The following is a 23,728-nucleotide window of genomic DNA, read 5'->3' as shown; positions in this document are numbered from 1 at the left end:
TACTGACGCTCTATTCCGGTCAAAGCTGAGGTTTTTTGTTTTGAATCTGTCAGCAGGCTGCGATCTACCCTTTTCCACCAAGCACGCTCACACTGTACAGACAATAATCTCAACATCCGTATCGGCAAAAGCTTTCTGAATAATTGGACTGACCTTCTCCCAGTTCAGTCTGTCCAAACCGCATCCGATCCGGGGCATCGCCAGTTTCGTAATCCCTTCCATCACACATACGTCCCGCATGGATTCTACCGCATTCGTCAACGATTGGTACGTCGGCTTATTGGAGAACTTTGCTTTGGTGACCAGATTGAGCGTCCGTCCTACCGGATAACATCGTCCAATCTCAAGCGGCTCTTGTTTGGCCTGTTCTTGTAGATTCTCCAAACCGAATCGCTCGCGGAACTGTACCGCAATGCCCTTGCCCATCCTTGCATCGGCTGATATGCAGTGCGCAAGCGAGTAATCATCTCCCAGATCAAACAAATCCTGCTGTCTCTCATGAAATTGCATGTCATCTCTCTCCTTTATCCTATTTACACAGATCCTTATTTTATTTATTAGACCTCTGCCAAAAAACGTTGAAATGCCTTTAATGTTCTCTGACCTGCTGATCGATCATATACGGCAAATACAATGCGTTCAAAGGCGTCCTTATAAGCCTCTCCCACTAACACATCATGAAAATACTTCGCCACTACTGCTGGTTCATTACGAAATACGCCGCAACCGTACGCACCCAGAACAATCGTGCGGTGACCATTCGCAACAGCCACATCCAGAATATAACGGATACGTTCCTTCATCACCGACTCAATCTGTAGATCATCCGCTTCTCCACGCTCTTTCACCACACCCGCATTCACCGCTGGCGCAGTAATGAATGAGGATACATAATATTTGTCCAGCAGTCGGTCTTCATCATCACGGATCACCGGAACATCTGGTGAATAGATCATATAATGCGAATAGAGACCCGATCGCTGTTTGCGATTGTAATCGTACATTTCATCCATCTGGGCGATGCACGGGTATAAGCCTGTCGCTCGGGCCAGACTCTCTTCCTGTGCCTGACTTCCGCCAAGGAAACCGCCGCCCGGATTTTTCGCCGATGCAAAGTTCAGACAGACCACATCTTCTCTTCCTTCAGCTACCGCCAAACGTGAAGCGGCTCCAAGTGTAGTCTCGCCAGTAACTTCAATGCGACCCAATGCAGCTTGAACTTCAGATGATGGGGTAGCTAGTTGAATTCCAACCTGAGCTTCTGTACGACGTTTTTCTCTGAGCGCGGACAATGCTGCTGGAGGGTATAACACCGAATTTCGGATGGCTTGCTGCACATCGGTACCGATCCCAACCTTGCGATCATACCCATTTACGTAATGCCCTTCATCCAAAATAGCTAACGTCTGCTGTGCGATATTAGCCCGCTTGGAACGTGAATTGGAGCCACCATTGCCCGTTGATCTACTAGAATCACTCATCTGAATCACTTCCTATATCTTGTCTTAGACGGGTCAGAATCTCACCCAGCCAATTGGTTCCCCGCCATGTTCTTCGATTGCGAATGCGCGGGTCTTCCTCCGCCAGTCCCACACCCCAGATGCGATCATCCGGGCTTGCTTCCACAAGGGTCGTTCCACGAGTGGCACGCAGTGCGGTTAGCAGTTCTTCGTTTTGTGTGAATTTGGCCAAATTGCCCTCGTAAACGATGCGCTGGCACTCAGCTTCCCATAACGTCTGGTCGAAACCTGCGACCTGTCTGCCCAGCTTTTTTTGTACCGAAGCAGAGCTTGCCTTCAGAATCTTGTCTGCCATGGTCTGATCCCCAAACAGCAGTGCTTTCTGGTGCATCATGTATTGCTCCGCACTCGTGTAGTGAACCCCGTTAACGGTAAAGTCCGCCGGGTGCCACTGTGAGAACGGCGATGCTGTCCGCCAGAAAAACGTAAACTTTTCCATCCATATCCCCTCTTTACTTGCTCCTCATGTATACAACGATCCGGGCCTCTGGCCTGAATCACTTCGTACGAGTTCATTGGTTCCTACCGTTTCTATGGTGTATGCCTCTCTGGATTCAATCTGTATAAACGTGATGGTCGATGACCGGCACTGCTCGCATATTCTCCCGTCTCAATGACCCAATCGGTGATTTTGCGCCGGAAAGCAGCAGCCAGCAGCTTTTTGCCACTAATGATCTCATGTACTTTCTGAAGTGCAGTCAGTGTGAACGTCTCCGGCATCAGATTGAATGCAATATCCGTATACTCGATCTTGGATCGCAGACGCTCAAGTGCATAATGAATGATTTTGGCATGATCAAATGCAATCCCCTGAACCTCACCCAACGTCACATGATGGCTCCGTACTTTTCCTTCTATCGTTTCTTTTGTCTCAACAATGGCCGACAACTCTTCTGTTCCATTGGTCAAAATCAACTGCAGCCTGCGTTCTATCACACGTCCACGCTCATGGATATGGCGCTTCTCTTCCAGAAGACGCTGCTCCACCCGAAACCAACTGGCCTCACTGGCATCATCACCGGCCTCAAGCTCCAGCTCGCTGCTATCCACCAGCGCCATATAGGAACAGCTGATAACCCGTGTACGTGGGTCTCGCTCCACATCTCCCCAGGTGTACAGTTGCTCCAGATAAATATCATCCAGCCCCGTCTCCGTCAACAATTCCCGCCGAGCAGCATCTTCCAGTGATTCCTGCATGGAGACAAATCCGCCCGGTAACGCCCACTGTCCCAGATAGGGATGGCCGCCTCGACGAATCAGCAGCAACTGGAGTTCGGGTTCCGCGAGCTTGCGATAATTCTCCTGAGCTTCACTGCGAATCGTAAATACCAACATGTCCACGGTGACGGAAGGACGTTCATAATCGCCAGCATCATAGCTGTCCAAAAACTGTTCTTCACTAATATGTGCCTGATCCTGATGCTCCTGGTAATCGGGAGCATTTCCTCCAGAGGAACCTTCGTTAGTCATACGATATAAACCCCATTCTGTTATTAACATTTTGTTATTAACAATTAGATAATATCAATTTATCACATCGTTTTATCTCAGGTCAATATTTCCAATCCAAAATAAATGATCTGTATTCACTTGACGATATGTCAAATCAAACTTAAAATTTAGTTAGTCGACTAACTAAATGATGTGTTCAAAAATGTCTAGTTTTCAGTACCGAGAAGATGAAATGAAGGTAGAAATGGAGCGGATGATATGAACCCAGTCCACAATGATCGGTTAATGGGACAGCTATCCGAACTCGTGAAACTCAAACGTTACAAGGTTCATGAGAAACTTGTGAACCACCCCGAGTTATACCCGGGGCAGCCACCTTTGTTGTTCCAGCTTGAACGGGAGGATGGCCAATCCCAGAAAAAACTGGCCGAACAACTTCAGCGCAGCCCCGCAACGGTAACCGTCATGCTCAAACGCATGGAAACATCCGGTTATGTGAGACGTGAAGCAGACCCGAAGGATCTGCGCAGTCTGCGGGTATACCTGACGGATCAGGGACGCTCCGCGCTGCAAGAATTGAGGATCGTGATTCAGGAGTTGGAACAGCAGGCTCAGAAAGATTTTACGCCGGAAGAATCCGAGATCATGTCTGCACTTGCACAGCGTATGCTCCAAAACCTGCGTGAATCCTGAGGTGATGCAAACTCTCGATATCGCTAATAACGACTGGCTTGAAGCAGCTAAAGGTTGATGAAATTGATTTACTTATGCAATTAAAACTGAGGTGATTTCCTATTGTGGACGTTAAAACGATTCTTGACACCGTATAAGTCAGCGGCGATCATCGCCCCGCTACTCATGGTACTTGAGGTAACCATGGATCTGCTCCAGCCCAAGCTGATGTCCAGCATCGTGGATGATGGTGTACTTGCAGGAAATCTGTCCCATATCGTAACTACAGGTCTGATCATGTTACTTGTTGCATTAATCGGCTGGGTTGGCGGCGCAGGCTGCACACTCTATTCAAGCAAAGCTGCCGTAGGATACGGCACGGACCTGCGTCAGGAACTGTTTGATCATATTCAGACCTTCTCCTTCCGTAATCTGGATACGTTTCAGGAAGGATCTCTGATTACTCGTCTGACCAGTGATATTACACAGATGCAAACTTTTGTACAGATGCTGTTGCGGATGTTCATCCGTTCGCCGATGCTGATCATCGGTAGTATCATCATGGCATTTACGATTAGTGTGAAGCTGGCTTTGATTCTTATTGCCACTGTGCCGGTACTGTTTATTATTTTATTTATTCTGATAAAAGCTTCCTATCCGCTGTTCGCCAGTGTTCAGAGCAAGCTTGATCAGGTCAACGCCGTGCTCCAGGAGAATCTTGCCGGCATCCGTGTCGTCAAGGCGTTTGCACGTGCACGTCTGGAGAAAAAGCGGTTCAAGCAATCCAACGAAGATTATACTTCAACCGCCCTCAAAGCCTGGCGTATAGTCACGCTGAATGCACCCGTGCTCAGCTTGATGCTGAACGCTACCATTGTAGCGGTGCTGTGGTTCGGAGGTTTCCAGGTAGTTGGAGGCGATATTGCTGCCGGAGATCTGATTGCTTTTATCAACTATGTCACGGTTGTACTCTCATCCCTCACGTCGATCGGCATGATGATGATGAGTTTCTCCCGAGCCAAGGTATCTGCCGCCCGGATCAACGAGGTGTTACATACACAGCCGGATATTCAATCAGGAAGCGATAACTCCAGGATTGTACAGTCACTTCCGTCTACCCGTGACCACCAGAGATCATCCCGTCCATCTCCTGTCGTGTCGCGCACAGCTGGTCAAGTGGAGTTCAGAGACGTGTCTTTCCGTTATGACGGAGACCATGCACTCTCTGGCATTAACCTGATCGCTCGCCCGGGTGAGAAAGTGGCCCTGATCGGTTCCACAGGTTCAGGCAAAACATCGCTGGTGCAGCTGATTCCCCGTCTGTATGATGCTTCGCAGGGTGAAGTGCTCGTGAATGGAGTGAACGTACGCAACTGGGATCTTCAGGATCTTCGTAGCCGTGTGTCCATTGTGCTCCAGGAATCCATTCTGTTCAGCGGCAGCATCCGGGATAACATTTGCTTTGGACGGCCCGGTGCAACAGATGCTGAATTGCGAGCTGCGGCACAAGCTGCAGCTGCGGATGATTTTATTATGAAACTGAAAGACGGGTATGACACGGAACTGGGTCAGCGCGGGGTCAATCTGTCCGGTGGGCAGAAACAACGTATATCCATTGCACGTGCCCTGCTCATGCGACCGGAAGTGCTGATTCTGGATGATAGCACCAGTGCTGTGGATCTGCGCACAGAAGCAAGTATTCAGAAGGCATTGCAATCCTTGATGAAAGACAGTACCACCTTCTTGATTGCACAGCGGATCTCCTCCGTGAAGGATGCAGACTGTATATATGTTATTGATGAAGGACAGATCGTTGCCAGCGGCACACATGATGACCTTATGGCTCATTCATCCCACTACCAAGCCATCTATTATTCGCAGCAACGGAAGGAGGATGTTCAATTTGGCTAAACCTGCCTCTTCCTCCATACAACAAACGGTCGTGCCTCCCATCGGAAGACCCGGACCAGCGGGCAGAGGACCTGTTCCCAAAGTCAGAGCTAAAAATGCTCGCCACGCCTTAATCCGGGTATGGTCATACATGGGACGTCATCGCAAAGGAGTTATTGCTGCATTGGTGCTGACCGCTCTCGGAACACTGCTCAATCTGGCGGGACCTTATCTTCTCGGCCGTGCCGTTAATGAACATATCGTTCCCAAAGTAACAGCGGGTTTGCTGAAAGAATGTCTCCTCTTGCTGAGTGTTTATGTCCTTGGCTCACTCCTGATGTGGGCTCAATCCTATGTCATGATTGGTGTGTCCCAACTGACCGTTAAAGATCTGCGTCATGCGTTGTTCTCCCGACTGCAAGAGCTGCCTGTCAGCTTTTTTGATAAAAATCAAAGCGGGGATCTGATGAGCCGGGCCACCAATGATATTGACAATGTATCTACAACGCTGAATCAAAGCGTAACCCAGTTGATGTCCAGTGCCATCCTGCTCGTTGGCTCTTTGTCGATCATGTTCGCACTTGATGTTCGGCTTACCCTGCTCAGTCTGGTGACGGTACCCTTAATTACCATCGCCACTCGTCTGATCGCGTCAAGAACACGCAAACATTTCACCGCCCAGCAAAAATTGCTCGGTGAACTGAATGGGTATGCTCAGGAAACCATTGCTGGACAGAAAGTCGTAGCGGCTTATAACCGTCAGGATCAGGCACATCAACATTTTCAGAACCTGAACGAGAAACTTCGTACATCCAGCACCCAGGCCCAGACGGTTTCGGGTTTGGTTGGGCCTACGATGAACGTGATGAACAATATCGGTTTTGCCATACTGGCTTCTGTAGGTGGATGGATGGCTTATCATGATCTGACGTCCATCGGACTAATTGTCAGTTTTCTCGCATACTCCCGCCAGATTGAGCGACCGCTGAGCGATCTGGCCAATCAGTACAATCTGATTCAGGCTGCCATTGCGGGTGCTGAACGTGTGTTTCACATCATGGATACGCCTGGCGAATATGTGGAGGAACAGAAGAAACAACTGGATCAGATTCAAGGTAAAGTTGTATTTGAGGATGTGTCCTTCGGGTACAGTGCGGAACGAGACATTCTGAAGAAGGTCAGTTTTACTGCAAAACCTGGCGAGATGATTGCACTTGTTGGCCCCACTGGCGCAGGTAAAACGACCATTATCAATCTGTTACCCCGTTTCTACGAGATTACAGGCGGACGGATTACCATTGATGGATGTGACATCTCGGAACTGGAGAAGGATCAACTCCGTCGGCAACTCGGCATTGTACTTCAGGATGCCTACCTGTTCTCGGGTACCATTCGTGACAATCTCGCCTACGGCAAGCCGGATGCAACGGATGAACAGATCAGGCAAGCAGCTATGCTTGCAAATGCACACTCATTCATCCGCAAACTGTCACAGGGCTACGATACCCCCATCATTTCCGGGGGAAGCAATCTAAGCCAAGGACAACGACAACTGTTGACCATTGCCCGGGCAATTCTGGCTGATCCGGCCATTCTTATTCTGGATGAAGCAACAAGCAGCATTGATACGCGTACTGAGATGAAGATCCAGGAAGCGATGCGGACGTTAATGAAGGATCGTACCAGCTTTGTCATCGCCCACAGACTGAGCACAATTCGTGAAGCCGATCAGATTCTCGTCATTAATGATGGACAGATCGCTGAACGTGGAAGCCATGACGCATTGATGCAGCAACAAGGATTCTACTATCAGTTACATCAGGGGCATCTAAATAAGTCGAACTAAAGCGTGTGGGGCGAGCTCTAACGAATCTGAGGCGTCTTATTCAAGCTTTTGAAGCTCCTTCAGAAATCTAAGGAACCAGAGCCACGTTATATCCGAGTAAACAGGCGTTTTCAGCGTTTTTTTCATGTTTTTTTGGGAAATAACGTGTCTGAAGTTTCTTACAAATTAAAGTAAGGACCTGAGGGCCAATAAGACGTCCTATTTTCCTTAGAAATTAGCTAAAATGATCTGAACCGATGTGGTTTGTGCACAATAGTTTATTCGAAATACAAAACGCCGCATGGGGTTCTTCAATCCCAATGCGGCGTTTTTTTGTTTTTTTTAAATGAAAGCATGCTGCTACTGTCCCAAAATTTGATATACGCATTACGTCTCCATTGGCAGATGAAGCGTGAAGGTTGAACCAACCCCCATTTCGCTATGGACAGTGATTTTGCCATTGTGATCCTGAACGATTTTCTGGCAGAGTGCAAGTCCCAGTCCCGTCCCTTCTTCTTTAGTTGTATAAAAGGGATTAAAGATTGTGGATAGCGAATTTTCCGGAATGCCGCTTCCTGTATCTGTAATGGAAATGAGTACGGCGTCTCCTTCCTGTAACAAATCCATATGAACCTCGCCAGGGTCTGTCATTGCTTCAAAGGCGTTACGAATCAGATTGATCAATACCTGCACAATCTTATCCCGATCCATGTTGATCACGACTGGTTCATTCGACATTTCAAGTGTAATTCGATGTCCACGGGATGCCGCATCTGACTCGGTCAAAGACATCACCCGCTCAAGGCAGTGACCCAATTGTTCCGGCTTCATATGATTGGCATGAGGTTTCGAAAACTGTAAAAATTCGGCCGTCAGATCGGTCACTCTCGTCACCTCACCCATAATCACTTCATACCATGGTGCGATATTAAATGCTTGTCCACGTGACAGCTGCAGGAATCCTCGAATTGCGGTAAGCGGGTTCCGAATTTCATGAGCCATCCCCGCGGCCAGTTCACCTACGGCCCTTAGCCTTTCGGAACGAAATACTTCTTCTTCATTTTTCAGCCATTTGCTGCGCTGTTGTTGAAGCAGTCTATCCTCGGCCACCGTCATAAAGTGCTGCAACGAATTCGACATTTCCGGGTACAGGGAGATACTATAGCTTACTTGGAGTCCTTGCAGCTGAACGGATAGCAATGACGACATTCGTTCTTCCACATCCTGTATCTCCGGCAAAACGACCGCGAATCGATCTCCTGCATACCGGGATATGCCATAGGCCTCGGTGAAATGATTGCTTATCATCTGGCCTGTGCCTGTGATTACCGTACACCAAGGATCTTCTGAAGCTTTTTTATAACCGCTAAAGTTATTAACGTTCAAAAGGATAAGCAAAAAAGAACGATGTTCTTCTACTGCCTTATTTAGCATCTCCATGTACCCTTCGTAATTCAGCAGTCCGGTCAGCGGATCATGGAGGGTGAGGAACCGATTTTTTTCCCGAAGTCTGCGCTTCTCGGTCTCACTGTTAACCAAGGTATGATATAAAAATATAATGACAATAGAGGTTAACAAATCAAACATGGATACCAGCAATGCATATGCATCTATAGGCACATAGGAAAGGCGAATCACCGTATATTCCAGCATAAACAGCAGTGAAATGGGCAAGGTCTGCGCTACACGCTGTTTGCCCTGGATCATGGAAAGGATGAGCATATAATACAACATGTTGCACCAGTTCAGCTCACTGAAATAATGGAATGTTCCGAGAAAAATCCATTGAAATTTCCTAAGTACAGGATATCTTCTCTCCCCATAAATACTTGCTACCAATAAAGTCCCCGAAAGCAACATGATTGCCAAATGAGGGGTAAGCCTTAGAACATAAGAGGACAGAATGACAAGCAAACAGCCCAGTGGGAAAATTACCATTTTCATCGTGTAACTTAGCAAATAGCCTCGCCCCCTTTGACATAAAACTCACATCAAACAACTTATGTACATGTATTATATCGATTATGATTAGCTGATGTTGTCGATTAATGGAGGCTGGTCAAATTCACATGAATGTATAATTTATGAAGGCAATAGGACATATGATGTAATTGTAATCGACAAAAGTGAAACAATTCCTCTACGCATGGTTAGTATTGTGTTACAATACATTAATGGATTAATTTAGGATAAATTCTTGGTTATGGAGGATATCATATGACTACACAACGCAAACCACTGGGCTTCGGGACGCTTTCTCTGCTCGTACTGACGATGGGTCTTGCCTTTAACTTTCCATGGGGCAAAGCCAATTTTATGTTCAGTCATTACCGTTTCAACTTAATAAACATACCTATTTATAGCAATGGAACTCAAGGACTTCACATTCCATTTGTAGTAGCAGCCCTCTTCTGGATTCCAGCCTTCCTGATCGCCAAAAAATATCGTGCGCATTTCGGTACCCGGCTATCTTATAATGTCGCCGGATTTATGTTGCTCTTGTGCATCATTGGACCCGTTATCCCCGTTATCGATTGGATGGTCAATGGTTAAACACTTAAAGCCAGCTCTCTATATCCCGAGGGCTGGCTTCTTTGCTACTTTTTCATATAAGATGAATGGAATTTTTACACCACAACGGAGAGTGCAGAATCAATCTGAAGAAGCGAGAGCGTTCGCCTAAAGCTTTCTGAAAGAAAGCTACATCGGAAGCATACGCTTATCACCGGATTTTCCCCTATTAATATAGGGAATCAAGAAAATCAGGGGATAAGGGCGATCGGAAGATGGTACTGCACTCGGAGTACAACGGTGTAACCTTTTCACGTTAATCTTATTTCTTCGCCATATACTTACGGATGTCAAAAGCCACCGCAGCAACAATGATCAATCCTTTGATAATCAATTGCCAGTACGGACTTACACCGATAAACGTCAGACCATAGTTAATGACCCCGAAGATCAGCACACCCGCCATAACTCCAGGTACCGTTCCAATACCACCCGCCGTTGATACGCCACCTACCACACATGCGGCAATCGCATCCAGCTCATACATATTACCGTAATTGTTTGTTGCTCCGCCCGTTCGGGCTGCCTCAAGCACACCACCCAGGCCATATAACGCACCCGCAATGGCATACAGGGCAACCAGGTTGCGGGCCACATGAATTCCGGATACATGCGCTGCCTGAATGTTACCGCCGATGGCATACATATTTTTGCCGAGACGTGTTTTGTTAAAGATCACCCAGCAAATTAAAGCCACCGCAATAGCGATAAGGACAATATACGGGATGGAATAACCCCCGCCCAGATCAATGTATCCAGAGCCAATGACGGTAAAATCAGGTCTTAATCCTCCGATCGGCTGTGACTGGTTGGGTTCCGTATCAAAATAGATGGAGTTCAGTCCATACACGGCAACCATTGTACCCAGCGTTGCGATAAAAGGGGGCACATGTAATTTGGCGACAATCAGTCCATTGACCAAACCCACGAATAGACCTGCGGTGATTCCAACCAGAATCGGCAACAACACCGGCAAATGGGGCAGATCGGGGAAGAAGCGGTTCGCATACTCATCAATTTGCAGCATCGATGCCGATACAACAGCCGTCAGACCAACCACCCTTCCCGCGGACAGATCGACCCCACCCGTGACGAGGATAAAGGCTGCACCGAGTGCAATAATGGCCCGTGTGGAGGATTGCTGTAAGATGTCCCGCAGTGTAGAGAAGGCAAGAAAATTCGGATCGGCAATAGCTATACCAATGATGAGCAGAATCAATACGATAAAGATGGCGCGTTGTGTTACATAATTTTTCACTTGATTGATCATCTGTGTGTTCATCTGTTTCCCTCCTGACTAAGCCATCCGCTGCTGAGCGGCCAGCCTCATAATATCCTGCTCTGTTGCCTCGGCTCCGTCCACGATTCCGGTTAGACGCCCTTCACTCATCACCATAATGCGATCCGACATACCAAGCAGTTCAGGCATCTCCGAACTAATCATAATAATGCTTTTGCCCTGACGAGCCAGTTCCGTAATTATGGTGTAAATCTCGAACTTGGCCCCTACATCGATTCCACGTGTCGGTTCATCCAGCAACAGAATCTCCGGATCAGTCAGCAACCAGCGGGCCAACAGAACTTTCTGTTGATTACCGCCAGACAGGTTTCGAATCATCGTGTTAACTGAAGGCGTTTTGGTTCTGAACTTCTGCGTCTGTTCCCGTGCTTCTTCCCGTCCCTTTTTCTCATCCAGCAAGCCCACGCGATTGCGGTAGCGCCCCAGACTGGCAATGATCGTATTCTCATACACCGACAACACGGGGAATATTCCTGTAACCCTTCGTTCTTCCGTGAGCAACGCGATATTATGACGTTTCGCTGCTGCGGGGGAATTAATCTTCACCTTGCGCCCATGAATCGAAATCGTACCTGAAGCGAGTCCGCGCAGTCCGAACAAGGATTCCATCAGTTCTGTCCGCTGTGCTCCAACCAAGCCGCCAATACCGAGCACTTCACCTTTTCGCAGCTCAAAGGATACATCACAAAACGATTTGGACTGGTTGGATGTCAGACCCTCGGCCTTTAATATCACTTCACCAGGTACGTTGGTGCGTTCCGGGAAACGTTCATCCAGATCACGACCCACCATGCGTGTAATAATCAGATCTGTCGTTAAATCCGCAGCATCCCAAGTCCCGACAACGAAGCCATCACGCATGATTGTCACTTCATCCGAGATCGTCAGGATCTCCTCCATCTTGTGGGAAATGTAGATAATGGACACCCCCCGACTGCGTAGTTCATTAATAATGGCGAAGAGTTGCTCCACTTCCTTGCCTGTCAGGGAAGAGGTGGGTTCATCCATGACAATAACTTTGGAATTGAATGAGACCGCCTTGGCGATTTCCATCGATTGTATCTTGGAGACAGACAATGTTCCCGCTTGAGCCTTCGGATCAATATCCAGATTCAGGTCCTTAAACAGAGCCAGTGTATCGGAATACATCCGTTTCTCATCCACCAGTATTCCCTTCATCGGAAAACGCCCCAGCCAGATATTCTCCATCACCGGGCGATGCGGGACCGGATTCAGCTCCTGATGAATCATGGATATGCCTTGCTGAAGTGCCGCCTTGGAATTCGAAATATCCACATCCTTTCCTTCGATGCGTATCGTTCCTTCATCCGGATGATACATCCCGAACAGACATTTCATTAGTGTGGATTTGCCCGCTCCATTCTCTCCCATCAAGGCGTGAACCGTTCCCGGCTTCACTTTCAATGTGACCTGACTTAGTGCCTGCACACCAGGAAATGCTTTCGAGACTCCATTCATCTCCAGCAGGTAAGGTGACTCCATCTTGGTTCCTCCCTTCCATATGACCAGCAAAAAAGGGACGTTACCCGAATGTCGGACGTCCCTGTCTCGTGCTGTTATTGGGCGTCGGCAATGTTGTCTTTGGTAATCTTTTTGTATGCAATCCAGACGTATTTACCATCGGTAATATCGTATTTGGTATTTTCCTTCGTTGGTGTTTCACCTTTGGCTAGTACGGAAGCCAGTGCCACCGTGGCTGCCCCCTGATTCTTGGCATCATTGAGCACCGTGCCCAGCATCGTTCCATCCTGTAGAGCCTGAATGGCTGGAGCTGTTGCATCCACACCTACAACCGGCATCGATTTGCCATCCTTGAAGTATCCGGCTGCTTTCAATGCCTCAATGGCACCCAAGGCCATGTCATCATTGTTCGCAAGAACGGCTTCAATCTTGTCGCCGTGGGATGCCAGGAACGCTTGCATTTTCTCCTGACCCTTCACACGGTCCCACATCGCCGTGTCTTCCGCCAATGCTTCCACTTCGATACCGGCATCCTGGATGGCCTGAACCGAATATTTGGTCCGAAGCTCTGCATCCTGGTGACCCGGTTCCCCTTTCAGCATGACGTATTGCAGTTTGCCATCGCCGTTTTTGTCGGCTTCCGGATGTGCCTTCCAGTAGTCCACAATCAGCTGTCCAGAGATCGTACCGGACTCCTCCGCTTTTGCTCCTACGTAGTACACTTTATCCCACTTGTTCATATCTTCAGCCACGGGCTCACGGTTAAGGAAAACCACTGGAATGTTCGCTGCCTTAGCCTTGTCAATAATGACACCTGCTGCCGTCCGGTCCACCGGATTCACGGCCATGGCATTGTATTTCTTGGACACAAACAGATCGACCTTCTCGTTCTGGGTTGGCTGTGCATTCTGGCTATCCACAATATCCAGAGTCGCAACACCTTCCGCTGCTGCGGTCATCGCATTACGTACCCCCGTCATGAATGTATCATCGAATTTGTAGATGGCGACACCAATCTTGGGCGTTTCCGTCCCGGCTGCTGTTTGGCCTCCTGTATCTGTTCCTGTACTTCCACCTGCGCTGTCTCCACCGCTACTGCAACCCGCCGCCACAACCATACATGCTGTAATCAACAGTGTCATCCATGTTTTCTTCATATCCTAATGACCTCCCCCAAGTTCATTCGGCTTAACCGATGTCTTTATTATGAAAGGGTTTACATTAAATTCGAATACAATATCTTCACCTGTTCTATCGAAATCTTCCTCAAGTTAAAAAACAGCTTAATTTTTCTCATTCACCATTCGTTCCAGCATCCGTTCATTGTACAAAAGGAAACAACAGCTTCTGGTTATCCATCCAGAACATATTGTCTGTACTAACCAGCTTCGTCTCAAGTAGAACTCTCGATTGCACCTGTTGATTGTTCAGCCGTGCAACGGCTTGATTCAATCCCAGATAACCTGCGCTATATCCATTCTGGACGATAAGATGATCAAAGACCCCTTCTTGCAATTGCTCCAGTTGCTGTTGTTCACTGCCGAATCCAACAATTCTTACTTTGTCTGCAGAGTTGCGTCGATTCAGTTCATCAGCTGCTCCCAGTGAAGCCGGTTCCTGAAGAGTGATAAAGCCATCCACATCCTGCTGGTCCAGCAATTGCTTCGCAGTCTGCCAACATCCATCCCGTGTATTACATATCGATTTGGGTTCCACTTGAATATCAGGATACTGTACCAGGACTTCCATTACCCCCTGCTCTCTCTGAATCAGACCGGAATTAACGGGGTCTGGACCCAATAAAGCTACACGCCCTCGCCCTTTCAGCAGCTCCGCCATGGCCTGGCCCGCCTGTCTCCCTGCCTCGACATTATCCATGGAGATGATACTGGTTACACCTTTCACGGGAAATTCATCGTTAAGCACAATGACAGGAACGATGGTTCCATCGGAATTTGATGTCTGTGCCTCCTGAATAATATTGCTAAGTGCCTTCTCACTCAGGGGATCAACCAATAGAGCTGATGCCCCCTGCTTCAGAGCCAATGCGGCTGCTTCAACCTGTGCCTGCTCTCGCACACTGCGAGACAACGTTTGGCTGTTCGGATTTGCCTGTTTGACCTTCATCTGACTTCGATCAGCGTCCAGAAGGGCAGGTGTGTACACATGACCCTCGGAAGGGTATGCTTCCACGGTAATCAGTTCCACCCCACTCTCTTTGGCAGCCGCTTCGGCACCAAGCCGGATGGCTTCCGCAAGTTCGCCAGTGCCTGCTGGTGTAATCAGCGCAATACGTGATGGTACTGCCGCAGCATCTGGACTCGAGAGGCCACAGGCACTGCTTATAAGCAGACAGAAGCTTGCAACTGTCACAGTTAACAACCGACGTTTCCGAAATCCCGGGATGCTCGCAGCAACCTTTTTCCAATACGTACAAATATTCAATCCTTTAACTCTACGGGCATCGTTCCTATTCACTTGTTTCTCCGTCATCAGGCTCGACCTCCTTCTGCTGCGATTGAATGGGAATTCGAATCCAGACCGTGGTGCCTTCTTCCAGCTCACTTGCAAATTCAAGACCATAACCCTCCCCGTAATAGAGCCGGATTCGGTCATGTACATTGCGTACCGCGACACCTGATCCTGCACCGCTTTTGACAACCGGACGGCCACTTAACAATCCCGACATCTGTTCTTCCGTCATGCCGACCCCATTATCTGTAATGCGAAACACCAGCTTGTTGTCCTCACAATAAACATCGACCTCAATACTTCCTTCGTCCATGTGGTACTCGATGCCATGAACAATGGCGTTCTCAATCAGGGGTTGAAGCACCAGCTTTAAGGTCAGGCATTCCAGGAGCGTCTCATCTGCCTGAATGTTAAAGTTGAATTTTCGCTTGAATCTCATCTGTTGAATCGTCAAATAATGCTGCGCATGCTCCAGCTCTTCCCTGACCGTGATAATCGTTTTACCTTGACTGAGACTGATGCGGAATAGGCGCGAAAGAGACGTGATCATCGTGATCACTTCCTCATTGCGGCTCATGCCGACCATTCGCACCACGGAATTCAGCGTATTATACAAAAAATGCGGATTGATTTGGGCCTGCAAGGCTTCCAGCTCCAGACGACGCTTCTGCTCCTGTTCATGAATGATCTCATCCATCAGGGTTCGGATTTTATTGACCATCAGGTTGAAGCGACGGGATAAACGTTCCACCTCAAGCGGTCCTTCGATAGGCAACTCCACGTTGAAATCCCCGCGCTCCACAGCCTTCATCTTGCGCTCCATTCGCCGGATCGGACGAGTCAGACTGGAGGAAAGAAAGAGCGATACGAGGATGACCAGCACGAGCACAACGACCAGTACACGAATGAGATATCCGTTCACTTCCTGACGTGTTGTCATAATTTCATCCAAATAGGCCACACCGACAATTTTCCATCCAATATTGGCAACTGACTTCACGGTATTCAGCCTTTTCTGTCCATCTGCCTCATCTTCGTAACTGCCTGAAGCCACCAATGCCTGTTCGATATTCTCACTTTTGAGTCCCATATACATCAATTGCTGCTGCGGATGGTACACAATATTGCCCGCACTCTCATCAATGATGTAGACGTATCCCCGTTGCCCCAGACTGACCCGGCGGCTCAATTCATCCATCTGTTTGAAATTGATATCGACCAGCAGGATAACCTGCCGATCCTGACCATTTTGCCGTATCGTTATGCCTTTGCTCATGGAAACGACCCATTTATATGGGCCTGTGTACATATTCTGAATATGAGGTAACGAGAAACTCAGGTGATCCGGCACACGAAGCGCAGACTGAAACCACCCTTGCTGTGTCACATGGGCACTCGGTTTTAATTCAGCTGTAGGTCGGTTCTTGAGCAATTGACCCGTGGAATCGAGCAGGGTAATCGAGATGATATCTTCACGACTGCTGAGCAATGTGTCGAGCTGTTTGTCCACCAACTCCCCTTCCCATGTCCCGTCACGCAGCATATGTTCCTCAATGGCACGGTACAGATGAGACATGCTGCGGACGTAATCCTCCAGGTTATAACTGACCTGATCCACAATCTGTCTCGTCGTCAGTTCCGCACTTCGCTCGGCAGCCTGCGTGAACTTGTCATGCAGAAGCATCGCCATGATGGTCAGCACCAGAACGATGAAGACGGAGAAGGACCACGTAATAATAAAACGGATACTGCTGACTCTGGACGAGCGCAGCCTGGAGCAAAATTGAATTCCCATGGAGTTCAACCACTTGGACCAGAACTTCATCGGATTGAACCTTCATGTGCTGCCTGGGAAGCCTGTTTACGATACTCTTTGGGCGAGACGCCAATATGTTTTTTGAAACAAAAACTGAAGTAGTTCGGTTCAGCAAAGCCAACCTGCTCCGCAATCTCAAACGACTTCAGCTCTGTCGAGCGAAGCAGTTCACGGGCTGCCTCCATCCGGATCTGCATCAGGTACTGCAGGAAGGTAAGCTGCACTTCTTTTTTGAAAATGCCACAAAAATAACCGGAGCTGATATGCAAATGTCCGCACACCTTCTGAATGGACAGATCCGGGTCGGCATAATGCTCTTTGGTGAAGACTAACGCCTGCTCAACAATATCCTTATATACATGCTGGCGACCACTGGCAATGCGATGTTGTACAAGTAGACAGACCTCCCGTACCTTCTTCTGTGCGTCAGTAAGACCTGGCAGTCGGAACAGATCTGCATACAATTGGAAACCTGCTCCAAAGATGTCCTCCATCTCTTCTCCGGATGCCTGCGCTGCCTTCCATACTGTTGTTAACACTTCAATCAGATAGAGCTGAATATCACTGCGCCCATGTTCCACTGTAATTTCCCGGAAAATGATCGCCAGTGCTTCCTCCAGTTCCACTTGTGTACCCGCCTTAAGACAACGTGTCAGCGTCTGCTGCTTCAACTCGTCGAACCGCAGCTTGCCCGCCGTCTGCCGCTCTACATCCGCGATATATATGATTGAATCCGTTCCGGGTACAAGCCGATAATCCAAGGCGAGCAGGGCATCTTCATAGGCCTGATTCACCTCCGCAAGTGTATCCACGATCTGACCAGATCCCACCGTAGCCGGGATACGCAAGTAGTGGTTGATGCTGCGCATCACATTTTCCAATGCCTTCTGTTGTCGCTTCGCGCCATCTGTACCGCCCAAGCGATCCACATAGAGCAGGACAATCGTCTCCTGATGCATAAAGGCATGACCAGCCCCGTGTTCCGCCCATACTTCTGCCGCAATGTTAAGTGCAGCAAAGCGTTTCAGTTCAGCATCTTCCGATTGACGCAATGAACCTCCGGGCACGAATAGCTCAGACTGATCCGCTTCCTCAGATGTTGATTGGTTATGCCGCGGCGGCAGCTCGTTGAATACTTCCTCAGGTTTGTCCTTCTGCACATCTCCTTCCATATGCAGTGTCAATACAGACACCCCGTAGCGTTTTCCTGCCAGATCCAAACCACATTGTTTGGCTTTACTATGAATATATGTCGAGGATTTCTGCCGATGGAGCAGGGTCGCCATCAGATCTGCCTGCAGTAATGGCAAGCTGGTATGATAGTGCTCACGCAGCTGCTGTACATCTTCACGCTCGGCCACTTCAGCGGCCATCTGGGCGCGCAGTCTTGTGAGCAGTTCGGTGAGATGTCCTGCCGAGAACGGCTTCAACAGATATTCATCCACACTTAACGAGATGGCTTGCCTCGCATAATCAAATTCATCATATCCAGTTAAGATGACCACCTTCACAAGTGGATTACGCTTCCTCAATCTTTGCGCGAGTTCCAGACCATTCATGAAGGGCATGCTGATATCGGTCACCACAATATCCGGCTCCACCCGCTCCGCCATCTCCAAAGCTTCTCGCCCATTCTCAGCCAAACCGACAATCCGCAGATCGAGCGCTTCCCAATCGACCTCTACAACAAGTCCTTCCCGCACATCTTCTTCATCATCCACCAGCAGTACCCGGTACACGTTCGGATTCCTCCTTTTTATAATGGGCTGTATGCCCTAACAACTGATATATGTGTGATATTGTGAATCATTGGATTTCTTATTTCTCACCGAATTTATGCCAAATGCTAAGGAATCATGTTGATCAGATCCAAGGTTGCCATCATAATATACAATATTATTAGGGATATGTAATCGCTTTCTTCAATAGAGGTAAGGCAACCCTGTCGGGCAGTGCCTAAGTGAAATGTGAAGGAGAGTATATGAATGCCAAGGTTAGGTTAAAGTAATACAAACACGGAAATTTCGAAGAACTTCTAATAAGAGGGGTTTAATTCTAAGTATCATATGGATTCTTTATTCATGTTTTCACCGCTGATTCGTACTTAATGCTTTGATATAAATCATTGTCGTATCTGGATTGGTGTGCCCCATCATCTCCGCCAAACGGTGCAGTGGCGTATGCTCTGCCATGGCGTAGCCAAAACGATGACGCAGATCATGTGAACTCAGACCTTCCAGCCCTGCTGCAATCATTACTTTTTTAATCAGATGGCGTAGTGCTCTCTCCGTTAAACGATCGTTTGTCTTTTCTGAAGGAAAAAGGTACGTATGATCGGTAGCAAAATCAGATAAGTACTGATTCAATATTACAATACACTGCATATTCAAAGGGATCTTACGCTCCCGGTTGCGTTTATCGGCTCTCACTGTCAGGTAAGCACTTCGTCTACCAAGTTCAATATCACCAGGCGTGAGATTGCATACCTCCATCGTTCGCAAGCCTGTATGGAACATAAGGGTCAGGATAGTCCGATCACGAAGAGAGTTAACGTACTCCACTGCCGCGAGGAACGCTTCTTCTTCTTCGGATGTCATTCGGCGTGGACTGACTTTGTCTTCCGGAATGAATTTTAATGCTTTGGAAGGGTCATAATTGAGTCTGGATTCCAGGACAGCCCATTTGAAAAAACGCTTCAGCGTAATCAACCTGCGGTTAATGGTGGCTGGTTTCAATAGCATAACCTTGTGTGAATCTTCACGATAATGGACTAAAGTGGATGTATCTATATCTTCAATTCTCAATGTAACCTTTTCCCCGAGCAGGGTGTTTTCCTTGTACCATTCGATAAAGTGCTTCAGATCACTTGCATATTCCTTCACGGTTTTGGGCTGTAATTCATCCTCATTGGCAAGCATATGAATGAATTCTTCTATCGTCGGCTCCCGCTGCACCGAAATCCCTGATGACTGATTCATTAGAAATTACCTCCAAATCTTGACTTATATTAGCGGACATGGTATTATAATATTAATCGATACATTAGCGGACATCAAGTCTGTGGTTTAAATGCACCAGGTGAGTGTCAATTTTTCAAATATACTCGTCATAATGATCGGCTAAAAACTTATTTTTTGGAGGAATCACATGCAAACAGGTACAGTGAAATGGTTCAACGCGGATAAAGGATTCGGCTTTATCGAAACTGAAGAAGGAACAGACGTATTCGTTCATTTCAGTGCAATTCAAGGTGAAGGTTACAAATCTTTGGACGAAGGTCAACGCGTTCAATTTGAAGTAACTCAAGGTAACCGTGGACCACAAGCTGAGAACGTTACTAAACTTTAATTATATGAAAGCTGCCTTATTAATAAGGCAGCTTTTTATTTACTCATAGGTTGTACAGCACAGAATTTCACACCCCAACAATGAAAGCGAGGTATTCCCCATGGATAAAGAACAATTGATCACAGAAGTAGCCAAGGCTGGCGGTTTCTCCAAGAAGAATGCTGAAAAGGCGGTAACCGTTGTACTGGACTCAATTCTGGAAGCTCTCAAAGAAGGTAAAGAAGTTCAACTGGTTGGATTCGGGAAATTTGAAGTACAGAAGCGTGAGGCAAGAACGGGAAGAAGTCGGAGAACAGGCAAAGAAATTCAACTACCTGCAGGTAAAGTTCCTGTATTCACAGCAGGCTTAAGCATGAAAGAAGCTTTAAATTAAACAACGCAACAACCCATTGAAAAGAGGTTTTTATTCAAACACACAATGATAATATGGATTTAAATGTCGTGTTTACTACCGTTGATGATATCATTAACTTTTATTCAGGCAAACAGACAAACACGGATCATGCAGAAGCTCATACTCATTCAAAACCCCCATTAGCAAAGTCTGATTGCACTCTACGTCCCCCCATCCGCTAATCTAACATTTCATCTTGGACAACAAGAGGCCCTGATCCGCTCAAAACGGTCCAGGGCCTGATTTGCTTTGGTCAAATACACTTTCTACCTGCTCTACTTGCTGTTCAAAAGTCCGCGTAATATCTCTAGATCATATGTAGAGACAAGACGTTCCAGGTGCGTATCCAGCCACTCCTCATCCTGATCCCACCACCTCAATTCCAGCAGAAGTGCAATTGTTTCTTCATCAAAACGCTTTTTAACAGTTTTGGCTGGATTACCACCAACAATCGTATAGGGTTCGATATCCTTCACAACAGTTGAATTGGAGGCAACGATTGCCCCGTCTCCAATCGTGATACCAGGCATGATCGTCACATGTTGTCCAAGCCATACATCGTTCCCCAGTATCGTGTCACCCTTATATGGAAGCTGCTCAAGTGTAGGTGTCACACGCTCCCATCCTCCACCGAAAATGTTAAAAGGATACGTCGTCATGCCCTCCATCCGATGATTCGCGCCATTCATAATGAATGTCACACCTTCCGCAATTGCACAGAACTTGCCAATAACCAGGCGATCACCAATAAAGTCATAATGATGTTGTATCCGGTCATAGAATTGCTCTGACGGATTGGTGTTATCGCTATAATACGTATAATCACCGATGTCCACGTTGGAACGTGGCGGCAGGTTTTGAATGTAACATACGGTGCGGATATTCTCATTGGGGAAAAGTTTTGTTTTATCAGGAGCCATATTGAAGTCCCTCCTTTTCCCTATTGTAACAGATATTATATCTTAAACGGACGAAGTGAAGTCTGGAGTTCTGTCGACACATCAGACAAAATAGCCGCAGAAGCCTTGATCTGCTCTACTGACTTGAGCTGTTCATGAACAGATTCGGCAGCCTGCTGTGAATTGGTACTGGCCGTCTGCGCATGGCGAGCGATCTCATGTACGGAAGCCACAATCTGCTCCACGCCTGCGGACATCTCTTCACTCGTCGCAGCCATGTCCTCAATCTCTGTCGCCATACGCAAGTTCGTATCCCGGATCAGGCTGAAGTTTTGTTCCGTTTCCCGGGTCAAGCGCAGCCCTTCTTGCACTTCATCCTTCACTCTCGACATGGCCGATAGCGATTGCTGCATATCTTGTTCCATAGCTTTGACCAGTTCTTCAATACGATCTGAAGAGTCTCCCGCTTGTTCAGCCAGTTTACGAACCTCGGTAGATACCACGGCAAATCCTCTGCCATGTTCCCCAGCTCTTGCCGCTTCAATGGATGCATTGAGGGCGAGCAGATTCGTTTGATTTGCAATCTCATGAATGGTGGAAACCATCTGGCTAATCTGTGCCGACTTCCCTTCCAGCATGCGAATGACTTCATCCGTTCTGGTAACGGAGGATTCAATCGTAGACATCTGCTGAACGGTACGTTGCACCGCTTCACCTCCGGTCTCTGCCTGGTTGCGTGAATACATAGCAGAGTCAGAAATGCTGGAGGCCTTGTCTGCCATACGTTGTACGCCTATAGCCACTTCTTCCATCGCCTGCAGATTTTCTTCCGTACTGACCGTCTGACGCTCGGCTCCCTGCGCGACTTGTTCAACAGAAGATGCGATCTGTGCCGATTCATTACCCGTCTGATCCGCAATCTTGAGCAGCAATCCAGTCGAATGCTCTGCTTTCTCCGCAGCTTGAAGTCCACCCTGAATGATCATCTGCAGATTGCTTCTCATCTCATTGTATCCCGTGCCCAGCATGCCAATTTCATCTTTGACGTTATCGACTACAGGCTGTGTAAAATCACCTGTGCCCGCCCGCTTGATTGCCATGGATACCCGTTCAATCCTTACTCTCACCCTGCGAACGTACCACAGGATCAGGGTAATTGCGACCAACATTGCGAGCAGGAATACGATCAGGAATGTCTTGAGGAATGAGGAGATAATCACATCAATTAATGATTGAGAAGCACCAACATAGAAAATGCCGATAATCTCCCCGGATGCATTCTTGATGGGTTCATAGGCCGTTTGATATTTCTGACCCACAACCACGGCTTCACCGAAGTATTTTTCCCCTTGCTGCAAAACGATCTGGGCGACCTCTTCAGATACCTTCGTGCCAACAGCACGTTCCCCGTTTATCATAACATTCGTAGCGACACGTTCATCACCTCGGAAGATGGTCACCGTGTCCCCAGATGCTTGTCCAATCTCATCCACCAGTTCGAAGTTACCTTCCAGCGCGATATCTCCCTTGAATAATTGTCCGTCTTGAATGGCCCACTCTCCTGGATACTTATATGTAATGATACTATTCGCCATCTCCAAATCTCGCTTCGCCTTCTCTGTAGCGAATGTCGTAATCCCCTGTCTCATCTCCATGATTACACTTACCGCCACGGCTGAGGAGAAGACGATAAATATACTGATAACGATCAAACTGATTTTGGTACCGATGCTCATGCTTCGCATGTGTGTGAGCCACCCTTTTCCCTATGTAATTGTGGGGATATTCAAGCCGATTTCGAGTCTGTTTCGAATATCACTATAGTCATATCGGTAGGAGTATTCACATTTTTTATAATATTTCAGTGACTTTCATCACATTTATTTGAAATTAAAAATCAAAGTTTTTCCGCTTTCTCCGTAATTATGTGAGAATGATCTGCTGGTTGGAAATTAAATATCAATCTGGAACGATAAATTAGATATGTCTTCGCTCCTTTCTAATCTACAAAAGCAGAACAAAAAGGGATTCGATCTGACCATCGAATCCCTTCTCTCATTCTCCGTACAACAACGTTGCTCCGCAGA

20 protein-coding genes are annotated in these 23,728 nt (G+C 47.6%); 6 read left to right on the top strand and 14 right to left on the bottom strand.

Annotated features, from left to right (window positions below; all coding sequences use genetic code 11):
• Nucleotides 1-87: 87 nt before the first annotated feature.
• The 4 genes from NLBNIHML_RS22930 to NLBNIHML_RS22915 all read right to left on the bottom strand — a co-directional run bounded on the left by NLBNIHML_RS22930 (nt 88) and on the right by NLBNIHML_RS22915 (nt 2,990).
• Entirely contained in the window at nt 88-510 is a 423-nt protein-coding gene (locus NLBNIHML_RS22930) for a macro domain-containing protein (RefSeq protein WP_342572033.1), read from the bottom strand.
• Between the two features lie 47 nt (nt 511-557).
• Nucleotides 558-1,481: a TIGR02452 family protein gene (locus NLBNIHML_RS22925; protein ID WP_494352850.1), complete on the bottom strand. Its 924-nt coding sequence runs from the start codon at nt 1,479-1,481 to the stop codon at nt 558-560.
• Entirely contained in the window at nt 1,474-1,959 is a 486-nt protein-coding gene (gene ybiA / locus NLBNIHML_RS22920; protein ID WP_342572031.1) for a riboflavin biosynthesis intermediates N-glycosidase, read from the bottom strand. Before ybiA ends, NLBNIHML_RS22925 begins: the two co-directional genes overlap by 8 nt.
• Nucleotides 1,960-2,051: 92 nt before the next feature.
• Entirely contained in the window at nt 2,052-2,990 is a 939-nt protein-coding gene (locus tag NLBNIHML_RS22915) for an NUDIX domain-containing protein (RefSeq protein WP_494352849.1), read from the bottom strand.
• Between the two features lie 240 nt (nt 2,991-3,230).
• Here NLBNIHML_RS22915 and NLBNIHML_RS22910 point away from each other — a divergent pair, with 240 nt between their 5' ends.
• The 3 genes from NLBNIHML_RS22910 (at nt 3,231) to NLBNIHML_RS22900 (ending at nt 7,380) form a co-directional block, all read left to right on the top strand.
• Nucleotides 3,231-3,665, top strand: coding sequence for a MarR family winged helix-turn-helix transcriptional regulator (locus NLBNIHML_RS22910; RefSeq protein ID WP_339240032.1), 435 nt, complete (start codon nt 3,231-3,233; stop codon nt 3,663-3,665).
• 102 nt (nt 3,666-3,767) lie between these two features.
• Nucleotides 3,768-5,555 carry an ABC transporter ATP-binding protein gene (locus NLBNIHML_RS22905; RefSeq protein ID WP_494352848.1) on the top strand — a complete coding sequence of 596 codons (1,788 nt, stop codon included), beginning with the start codon at nt 3,768-3,770 and terminating at the stop codon, nt 5,553-5,555.
• Entirely contained in the window at nt 5,548-7,380 is a 1,833-nt protein-coding gene (locus NLBNIHML_RS22900; RefSeq protein ID WP_494352847.1) for an ABC transporter ATP-binding protein, read from the top strand. The genes NLBNIHML_RS22905 and NLBNIHML_RS22900 overlap by 8 nt, the downstream gene beginning before the upstream one ends.
• 366 nt (nt 7,381-7,746) lie before the next feature.
• On the opposite strand, the gene NLBNIHML_RS22895 is transcribed toward NLBNIHML_RS22900, so the two are convergent.
• Nucleotides 7,747-9,318 carry an ATP-binding protein gene (locus NLBNIHML_RS22895; RefSeq protein ID WP_339259178.1) on the bottom strand — a complete coding sequence of 524 codons (1,572 nt, stop codon included), beginning with the start codon at nt 9,316-9,318 and terminating at the stop codon, nt 7,747-7,749.
• Between the two features lie 258 nt (nt 9,319-9,576).
• Between NLBNIHML_RS22895 and NLBNIHML_RS22890 the strand changes: the two genes are divergently transcribed.
• Nucleotides 9,577-9,912, top strand: a complete 336-nt coding sequence (locus tag NLBNIHML_RS22890; RefSeq protein ID WP_339259177.1) for a hypothetical protein — start codon at nt 9,577-9,579, stop codon at nt 9,910-9,912.
• 280 nt (nt 9,913-10,192) lie between these two features.
• On the opposite strand, the gene mglC is transcribed toward NLBNIHML_RS22890, so the two are convergent.
• The 7 genes from mglC to NLBNIHML_RS22855 form a co-directional block, all read right to left on the bottom strand.
• Nucleotides 10,193-11,212 (bottom strand): galactose/methyl galactoside ABC transporter permease MglC, encoded by a 1,020-nt coding sequence (gene mglC / locus NLBNIHML_RS22885; protein WP_076214373.1) that lies wholly within the window; start codon nt 11,210-11,212, stop codon nt 10,193-10,195.
• A gap of 15 nt (nt 11,213-11,227) precedes the next feature.
• Nucleotides 11,228-12,733 carry a sugar ABC transporter ATP-binding protein gene (locus tag NLBNIHML_RS22880; protein WP_339259176.1) on the bottom strand — a complete coding sequence of 502 codons (1,506 nt, stop codon included), beginning with the start codon at nt 12,731-12,733 and terminating at the stop codon, nt 11,228-11,230.
• A 74-nt stretch (nt 12,734-12,807) separates the two neighbouring features.
• Nucleotides 12,808-13,869, bottom strand: coding sequence for a galactose ABC transporter substrate-binding protein (locus NLBNIHML_RS22875; protein WP_036606548.1), 1,062 nt, complete (start codon nt 13,867-13,869; stop codon nt 12,808-12,810).
• A 163-nt stretch (nt 13,870-14,032) separates the two neighbouring features.
• On the bottom strand, nt 14,033-15,205 hold the full coding sequence (locus NLBNIHML_RS22870; RefSeq protein ID WP_339259175.1) for a substrate-binding domain-containing protein: 1,173 nt from the start codon (nt 15,203-15,205) through the stop codon (nt 14,033-14,035).
• Nucleotides 15,183-16,979 carry a histidine kinase gene (locus NLBNIHML_RS22865; RefSeq protein WP_494352846.1) on the bottom strand — a complete coding sequence of 599 codons (1,797 nt, stop codon included), beginning with the start codon at nt 16,977-16,979 and terminating at the stop codon, nt 15,183-15,185. The genes NLBNIHML_RS22870 and NLBNIHML_RS22865 overlap by 23 nt, the downstream gene beginning before the upstream one ends.
• Before the next feature lie 26 nt (nt 16,980-17,005).
• Nucleotides 17,006-18,739 (bottom strand): response regulator, encoded by a 1,734-nt coding sequence (locus NLBNIHML_RS22860; RefSeq protein WP_339240017.1) that lies wholly within the window; start codon nt 18,737-18,739, stop codon nt 17,006-17,008.
• A 348-nt stretch (nt 18,740-19,087) separates the two neighbouring features.
• The gene (locus NLBNIHML_RS22855) at nt 19,088-19,978 is read right to left on the bottom strand and encodes a tyrosine-type recombinase/integrase (protein WP_494352845.1); all 891 of its coding nucleotides are present in this window, start codon (nt 19,976-19,978) and stop codon (nt 19,088-19,090) included.
• A 169-nt stretch (nt 19,979-20,147) separates the two neighbouring features.
• On the opposite strand from NLBNIHML_RS22855, the gene NLBNIHML_RS22850 reads away from it, so the two are divergent.
• Nucleotides 20,148-20,348: a cold-shock protein gene (locus NLBNIHML_RS22850; protein ID WP_017690333.1), complete on the top strand. Its 201-nt coding sequence runs from the start codon at nt 20,148-20,150 to the stop codon at nt 20,346-20,348.
• A 100-nt stretch (nt 20,349-20,448) separates the two neighbouring features.
• Complete coding sequence (locus NLBNIHML_RS22845) at nt 20,449-20,721, top strand: HU family DNA-binding protein (RefSeq protein ID WP_169480336.1); 273 nt, start codon at nt 20,449-20,451, stop codon at nt 20,719-20,721.
• A gap of 296 nt (nt 20,722-21,017) precedes the next feature.
• Here NLBNIHML_RS22845 and NLBNIHML_RS22840 read toward each other — a convergent pair whose 3' ends face one another.
• Nucleotides 21,018-21,662, bottom strand: a complete 645-nt coding sequence (locus tag NLBNIHML_RS22840) for a Vat family streptogramin A O-acetyltransferase (protein ID WP_494352844.1) — start codon at nt 21,660-21,662, stop codon at nt 21,018-21,020.
• Nucleotides 21,663-21,697: 35 nt separating this feature from the next.
• Complete coding sequence (locus tag NLBNIHML_RS22835; protein WP_494352843.1) at nt 21,698-23,386, bottom strand: methyl-accepting chemotaxis protein; 1,689 nt, start codon at nt 23,384-23,386, stop codon at nt 21,698-21,700.
• Nucleotides 23,387-23,728: the final 342 nt, after the last annotated feature.

It is taken from the genome of Paenibacillus sp. JNU01, assembly GCF_059130585.1.
Note: the sequence above shows the minus strand (reverse complement) of the source record. Positions and strands in the feature narration are given on the sequence as shown.